The organism is Ruminococcus sp. Marseille-P328 (assembly GCF_964249465.1).
Taxonomy (GTDB): Bacteria; Bacillota; Clostridia; order Lachnospirales; family Lachnospiraceae; genus Blautia_A; species Blautia_A faecis.
Map to the genome: position 1 here is coordinate 1 of NZ_CAXUBQ010000050.1, position 8208 is coordinate 8208.

Annotated in this window: 3 protein-coding genes; all 3 read left to right on the forward strand. The window is 45.0% G+C overall.

What is annotated here, in order from left to right; all coding sequences use genetic code 11:
- Window positions 1–255 precede the first annotated feature (255 nt).
- Genes ACESTK_RS20235 through ACESTK_RS20245 form a run of 3 tightly spaced genes read left to right on the forward strand, consistent with a single transcriptional unit; the run spans window position 256 to window position 7945 of the window.
- Complete coding sequence (locus ACESTK_RS20235) at window positions 256–1884, forward strand: CTP synthase (RefSeq protein ID WP_118578480.1); 1629 nt, start codon at window positions 256–258, stop codon at window positions 1882–1884.
- A 14-nt stretch (window positions 1885–1898) separates the two neighbouring features.
- Entirely contained in the window at window positions 1899–6446 is a 4548-nt protein-coding gene (gene gltB, locus ACESTK_RS20240; protein WP_373120604.1) for a glutamate synthase large subunit, read from the forward strand.
- Between the two features lie 14 nt (window positions 6447–6460).
- The gene (locus ACESTK_RS20245) at window positions 6461–7945 is read left to right on the forward strand and encodes a glutamate synthase subunit beta (RefSeq protein ID WP_373120606.1); all 1485 of its coding nucleotides are present in this window, start codon (window positions 6461–6463) and stop codon (window positions 7943–7945) included.
- Window positions 7946–8208 lie beyond the last annotated feature (263 nt).

The following is an 8208-nucleotide window of genomic DNA, read 5'->3' on the forward strand; positions in this document are numbered from 1 at the left end:
ACGTTGCGACGCGCGGCGGTGAATATACATTGTGAAATCGCGTCCGGGATAACGACCAACACATTAAATAGCAAAAAAAGTGGATTGACAAAGCCAAAAAAATGATATATTATATACCATATTTTTGAATAAGAATTTGTTTTGACAAAGGCGTCAAAGAGAAATGGATAGGTTAAGTGCCCCCTAATCCTCCTCTTTGACGCCTTTTTTACATATTAGAACACATTAAAAGCAATTGGAGGAGGAAATCGAAAGATGGCAGTAAAATACGTTTTTGTCACTGGCGGTGTTGTGTCAGGACTGGGAAAGGGAATCACAGCAGCTTCACTTGGGCGACTTTTAAAGGCAAGAGGTTTTCAGGTCACAATGCAGAAATTTGACCCTTACATCAACATTGATCCCGGAACCATGAACCCTATTCAGCATGGAGAAGTCTTCGTAACAGACGATGGAACTGAGACCGACCTGGATCTTGGCCATTATGAACGATTCATTGATGAAAGCCTGGATAAAAATTCCAATGTAACTACCGGAAAAATTTATTGGTCCGTTTTACAAAAAGAACGTCATGGAGACTTTGGAGGAGGAACCGTACAGGTAATCCCTCATATTACAAATGAAATCAAAAGCCGCTTCTATCGCGCAAAATCCCCGGATGAAAACAGGATTGCCATTATCGAAGTCGGCGGAACGGTAGGAGATATTGAAAGTCAGCCATTTCTGGAATCCATCAGACAGTTTCAGCATGATGTGGGACATGAAAATGCAATCCTTATTCATGTAACCTTGATTCCATACCTGAAAGCTTCAGGAGAAATGAAAACAAAACCAACCCAGGCCAGTGTCAAGGAGCTTCAGGCAATGGGAATCCAGCCGGATGTTCTGGTATGCAGAAGTGAATATCCGCTGACCGACGATCTGAGAGCCAAAATTGCCCTGTTCTGTAACGTGCCGGTAAGCCATGTACTTCAGAATCTGGATGTAGAGTATCTGTATGAAGCCCCACTTGCGATGGAACGTGAAAAACTGGCAGATGTGGTCATGCAGTCATTGGGACTTGAAAAAAGAAAACCAGACCTTACGGACTGGGAGGCTATGGTAGAAAATCTCCGCCATCCGGATAAAACTGTAAACATTGCTATGGTAGGAAAATATACCCAGCTTCATGATGCATACCTCAGTGTGGTGGAAGCTCTGAAACATGGCGGAATCGCATGCAAGGCGAAAGTAGAGATTACCTGGATTGATTCCGAAGAGTTAAACGAGAAGAACCTGGATCAGAGGCTTTACCAGGTAGATGGAATCCTGGTTCCAGGTGGTTTCGGCGGAAGAGGAACAGAAGGAATGATCCTGGCTGCCCAGTATGCCCGCGTGCATAAGATCCCATACCTTGGAATCTGTCTTGGAATGCAGATGGCAATCGTAGAATTTGCCCGTCATGTACTTGGTTATGAAGATGCAAACAGCATTGAACTTGCACCAGAAACTACCAATCCGGTAATTGCCCTTATGCCAGACCAGGAAGATGTGGAAGATCTTGGAGGAACCCTGCGCCTTGGAAGTTATCCATGTGTGCTTGCGGATGGTTCTTTATCCCTGGAACTTTTCGGACAGAAAGAAATTCAGGAACGTCACAGACATCGTTATGAAGTTAACAATGCATATCGCAAAGAACTGGCAGAAAAAGGCATGACCATAGCAGGAACTTCTCCTGATGGTCACATTGTGGAAATGATCGAGATTCCGGCAAACCCATTCTTTGTAGGAACCCAGGGACATCCGGAGTTCAAATCAAGACCGAACCATGCTCACCCGCTGTTCCGTGGATTTATCCAGGCAGCTGTAGATAAAGTAAACAAAGAGGAAACTCTTAATCAACAATAGAAAGGATGAGGAAAATGAAAGAAGTGATAAAGGAAAGGCAGGGACTTTACCGTCAGGAATTTGAACATGATAACTGCGGTATCGGTGCAGTTGTCAATATCAAAGGCAAAAAATCCCATGATACAGTTGCCAGCGCATTGCGGATTGTAGAGAATCTGGATCATCGTGCCGGAAAAGATGCAGAAGGCAAAACAGGTGATGGCGTTGGTATCCTCCTTCAGATTTCCCATAAATTTTTTAAGAAAGCATGTAAAAAAGAGGGAATCGAAATCGGCCAGGAAAGAGAATATGGTATTGGCCAGTTCTTTTTCCCACAGCATGAGATCAAACGTGCCCAGGCAAAAAAAATGTTTGAGATCATTGTGGAAAAAGAGGGACTGGAGTTCCTTGGCTGGAGAGAAGTTCCGGTAGTTCCGGAGGTTCTTGGACATAAGGCAAGAGAGTGCATGCCATGCATTATGCAGGCATTTATCAAAAAGCCGGATGATCTGGAAAAAGGCATCGCATTTGACCGTAAACTGTATATTGCCCGCCGTGAGTTTGAACAGAGTAATGATAACACTTACGTATGTTCTATGAGTAGCCGTACGATTGTTTATAAAGGTATGTTCCTGGTTGGACAGCTTCGTACATTTTTCTCTGATCTTCAAAGCCCTGATTATGAATCTGCGATTGCATTGGTACATTCCCGTTTCAGTACCAACACAAATCCAAGCTGGGAGAGAGCACATCCAAACCGTCTGATCGTGCACAATGGTGAGATCAACACCATCCGGGGAAACGCAGATAAGATGCTGGCAAGAGAGGAAAATATGGAGTCCCCATACTTAGAAGGGGAAATGCAGAAAATCCTTCCGGTAGTCAACCGAAATGGTTCCGATTCTGCAATGCTCGATAATACGCTGGAATTCCTTACCATGAGTGGCATGGATCTTCCTCTTGCAGTGATGATCACTATTCCGGAGCCATGGGCAAATAACGATACCATTTCCCAGGAAAAACGTGACTTCTATCAGTATTATGCCACTATGATGGAGCCATGGGATGGACCTGCATCTATTCTTTTCTCAGATGGAGATGTGATGGGTGCAGTGCTTGACCGTAACGGTCTTCGTCCGTCCAGATATTACGTGACATCCGATGGCTGCATGATCCTTTCTTCTGAGGTTGGAGTATTGCCGGTACCGGAAGAGAAGATCATATTAAAAGAGCGTCTTCATCCTGGAAAAATGCTTCTGGTAGATACGGTTCAGGGCAAGATCATCGATGATAACGAATTAAAAGAGATGTATGCAAAGAAACAGCCATACGGCGAATGGCTGGACAGCAATCTGGTACATTTAAAAGATATTAAGATTCCAAACGAAAGAATGGAAGAATATACAGAGGAACAGCGTTCCCGTCTTCAGAAGGCTTTCGGATACACTTATGAGCAGTATCGTACTTCTATCCGAAACATGGCGTTAAACGGTGCTGAGAGCATTGGCGCAATGGGTGTGGATACACCGTTGGCAGTATTTTCCAAACAGAACAGACCGCTTTTTGACTACTTCAAACAGCTTTTTGCACAGGTAACCAATCCGCCGATTGATGCGATCCGTGAGGAGATTGTCACCAGCACAAGCGTTTATGTTGGAAAAGACGGAAACCTTCTGGAGCAGATTCCGGAGAACTGCAAGGTATTAAAGATTAACAATCCGATCCTTACCAATACAGATATGCTGAAAATTAAGGAAATGCATCACGAAGGCTTTAAGGTGGCTGTTGTCTCCACTCTTTATTACAAGAGCACAAAGCTTGAGCGTGCTATTGACCGTCTGTTTGTAGAAGTTGATAAAGCATACAGGGATGGTGCCAACATTCTGGTGCTTTCCGACAGAGGCGTGGATGAAAACCATATGCCGATTCCGTCTCTGCTGGCTGTTTCTGCAGTACATCAGCACCTTGTAAAGACGAAAAAGAGTACTTCTCTTGCTATTATCCTGGAATCCGGCGAGCCGAGAGAGGTTCATCATTTTGCTACTCTTCTGGGCTATGGCGCAAGTGCAGTCAACCCGTATCTGGCATTGGAGACAATCCATGAACTGATCGATACTCATATGCTGGACAAGGACTATTATGCAGCTGTAGACGATTATAATCATGCAGTTATCAGCGGTATTGTTAAGATCGCTTCCAAGATGGGTATTTCTACAATCCAGTCTTATCAGGGTTCCCAGATTTTCGAGGCAATTGGTGTATCTCAGGATGTAATCGATAAATATTTCACAGGTACTGTAAGCCGTGTTGGAGGCATTACACTGGAAGATATTGAGGAGAATGTAGAAAAGCTTCATTCAGAAGCATTTGACCCGTTAGGACTTACCACAGACCTTACTCTGGATAGTGTGGGTGCCCACAAAATGAGAAGCCAGGGAGAAGAGCACCGTTACAATCCGGCAACCATTCATCTCCTTCAGCAGTCTACAAGAACAGGCAGCTATGAGATGTTCAAACAGTATACAGATCTTGTGGATAAGGAAAATCACGGCAATCTTCGTGCGCTTATGGACTTTAAGTATGCAGAAAATCCTATCCCTCTTGAAGAGGTGGAGAGTGTTGATGAAATCGTAAAGCATTTTAAGACTGGTGCCATGTCCTATGGTTCCATTTCTCAGGAAGCACATGAGACACTTGCTATTGCAATGAACCATCTTCATGGAAAATCAAATACTGGTGAGGGCGGTGAAAGCAATGAAAGACTGGATTCAGCAGGAACAAAAGATGACAGATGTTCTGCGATCAAACAGGTAGCCAGTGGTCGTTTCGGTGTTACCAGCCGTTATCTGGTATCTGCAAGAGAAATCCAGATCAAAATGGCACAGGGCGCAAAACCTGGTGAAGGTGGACATCTTCCGGCGAAGAAAGTTTATCCATGGGTTGCGAAAACCCGTCACTCCACACCTGGTGTTTCTCTGATCTCCCCGCCGCCGCATCACGATATCTATTCCATCGAGGACCTGGCAGAGCTGATTTATGACCTGAAAAATGCAAATAAATATGCAGATATTTCTGTAAAGCTGGTTTCTGAGGCTGGCGTTGGTACGGTTGCAGCCGGAGTTGCAAAGGCTGGTGCACAGGTAATCCTGATTTCCGGATATGATGGAGGTACTGGTGCAGCACCCAGAAGCTCCATTCACAATGCAGGACTTCCATGGGAGCTTGGACTTGCTGAAACCCATCAGACACTGCTTATGAACGGACTTCGTAACCGTGTCCGCATTGAGACAGACGGTAAACTGATGAGCGGTCGTGATGTTGCAATTGCAGCACTTCTTGGTGCAGAGGAATTCGGTTTTGCTACAGCACCTCTTGTAACTATGGGCTGTGTAATGATGAGAGTCTGCAATCTGGACACCTGCCCGGTTGGTGTAGCTACCCAGAATCCGGAGCTGAGAAAGAGATTCAAAGGCAAACCGGAATATGTTGAGAACTTTATGAAATTTATTGCCCAGGAGCTTCGCGAATATATGGCAAAACTGGGTGTGAGAAGCCTGAAAGAGATGGTAGGACGTACGGATCTCCTGGTTGCTACAGATGCAGTTGATGAGCCGCACAAAGGTAAAGTAGACCTTAGTGCAATCTTGAACAATCCATATGCAAAAGCTGGCAGCGAGGTAACCTTTGATCCGAAAGCAGAGTACAATTTCCAGCTGGAGAAGACTCTGGATGAGAAAGTTCTTGTGAAGAAATGCAGTCGCGCAATTCATGGCGGTGAGAAGACCAGATTTTCGGTAGAAGTAAAGAACACAGACCGTGCATTTGGAACAATCCTTGGTGCGGAGATTACCAGAAATAATAAAAACGGACTGCCGGAAGACACGGTAGAGATTGATTGTACAGGAGCCGGAGGACAGAGCTTTGGTGCCTTTATCCCGAAGGGTCTTACTCTGAAGCTTACCGGCGACTGCAACGACTACTTTGGAAAGGGTCTTTCCGGTGGCAAGCTGATCCTGAAGACTCCGGAAAATGCCGGTTACAAAGCAGAAGATAACATTATTGTCGGCAACGTTGCTCTTTATGGTGCAACTAGTGGAACTGCCTTTATTAACGGTATGGCAGGTGAGCGTTTTGCAGTTCGTAACTCTGGTGCCAATGCAGTTGTGGAAGGTGTGGGAGAGCACGGCTGTGAGTACATGACCGGTGGTCGTGTAGTAGTTCTTGGAAGAACCGGCAAAAACTTTGCAGCAGGTATGAGCGGCGGTATCGCTTATGTTCTGGATGTGGAAAATGTTCTTTATAAGAACTTAAATAAAGCGATGATTTCTATTGAAAAAGTAGACAATAAATATGACAAAAAAGAACTGAAAAATCTGATCGAAGCACATGTAGCTGCAACGGGATCGGAGCTTGGACAGAAGGTTCTGGATCAGTTTGACATGTATCTGCCTCACTTCAAAAAACTCATTCCAAATGAGTACAAGAAGATGATCACATTAAGTGCAAAGCTTGAGGAAAAAGGTCTGAACAGTGAGCAGGCGCAGATGGAAGCATTCTACGAAAGCATAGGAGTTAAGCATTAAGGAGGCAGAAGATCGTGGGAAAACCGACTGGATTTTTAGAATATAACAGAGAGACGGCAAAGGTTCTGCCGCCAAAAGTAAGAATTGCCAATTTCAAGGAGTTCCGTACTCCTCTTAATAAAGAGAAACAAAAACTTCAGGGAGCACGCTGCATGGCTTGCGGCGTTCCCTTCTGCCAGGCAGGCATGATGATCGGCGGCATGGCTTCCGGATGTCCGCTTCACAACCTGGTGCCGGAGACAAATGATCTGGTATTTACCGGAAACTGGAAACAGGCGTTTCTTCGTCTGAACAAGACACACAGCTTCCCGGAATTTACCTCCCGTGTGTGCCCTGCACTTTGCGAGGCAGCCTGTACCTGCAACTTAAATGGAGAGCCTGTTTCCACTAAGGAAAATGAACGTGCCATCATTGAGACTGCATATGCAGAAGGCTGGGTTGTTCCACAGCCTCCGAAGGTTCGTACAGGAAAGACCATAGCAGTTATCGGAAGCGGTCCTTCCGGACTTGCAGCAGCACAGCAGTTAAACAGAAGAGGTCACAATGTAACTGTATTCGAAAGAAGTGACCGGATCGGCGGACTTCTTCGTTACGGCATTCCAAATATGAAGCTGGAGAAATCTGTGATCGACAGAAGACTGAAGCTGATGGAAGCTGAGGGTGTGAAATTTGTGACAAATACAAATGTTGGAGTGGATATTACAGCAGAGGAACTTTTGAAGAAATATGACCGTGTAATCCTTTGTTGTGGAGCTTCCAATCCCCGTGATATTAAAGTGCCGGGAAGAGATGCAAAGGGAATTTATTTTGCAGTAGACTTCTTGAAAAAAGTCACCAAAACTCTTCTGGACAGCGATTTTACCAAAGCTCCTTATGAAGAGGCAAAAGGCAAACATGTGCTGGTAATTGGCGGTGGTGATACCGGAAATGACTGTGTGGGTACTTCCGTACGTCTCGGCGCCAAATCTGTAACACAGCTAGAAATGATGCCAATGCCGCCAACAGAGCGTGCTGCTTCCAATCCATGGCCGGAATGGCCAAAGGTCTTAAAAACAGACTATGGCCAGGAAGAAGCAATTGCAGTGTTTGGACATGACCCCCGGGTTTACCAGACAACCGTTACTGAATTTATCAAAGATAAAAACGGAAATGTCTGCCAGGCCCGGATCGTAAAGCTGAAAAGCGAGAAAGATGCCAAAACAGGCCGTATGATGATGGTTCCGGTAGAGGGGACGGAAGAAGTGATCCCTGCAGACCTGGTACTGATCGCAGCTGGTTTCCTTGGAAGCCAGAAATATGTGACTGATGCATTTAAGGTTGCAACAACTGCAAGAACCAACGTTGAGACAAAACCGGAAGCCTATGAGACCAGCGTACCGCGGGTTTTCACAGCAGGAGATATGCACAGAGGCCAGTCTCTGGTAGTATGGGCAATCCGTGAAGGAAGAGAAGCCGCAAAGGCAGTGGATGAATCCCTGATGGGATATTCTTATCTGTAAGTTGGCAAAAAAATGCTTTGTGGAATAATACCTGCTGAATCGCTGTCGGGAAAATAAAAAAGAGAGTATATAAAAAGTATGGTCGGGGGCAAACTAAATTTGCTCCCGATTTTCCGTTCTGATACAAAATAATTATTTTGTACATCATTTTATACAACGCTGATATGGTAAAGTGGTAAAAAATAAGTGTCAAGCGTTTTTGAAAATGTCCTAAAATAATTGAAGTATTAGCCCCGGCTTTTTGCTGGGGCTTGTTATATTGA

What these genes read in the sequence shown, in the direction of transcription:
- ACESTK_RS20235 (WP_118578480.1), top strand. Translation starts at nt 256, where the DNA reads ATGGCAGTAAAATACGTTTTTGTCACTGGCGGTGTTGTGTCAGGACTG.
- gltB (WP_373120604.1), top strand. Translation starts at nt 1,899, where the DNA reads ATGAAAGAAGTGATAAAGGAAAGGCAGGGACTTTACCGTCAGGAATTT.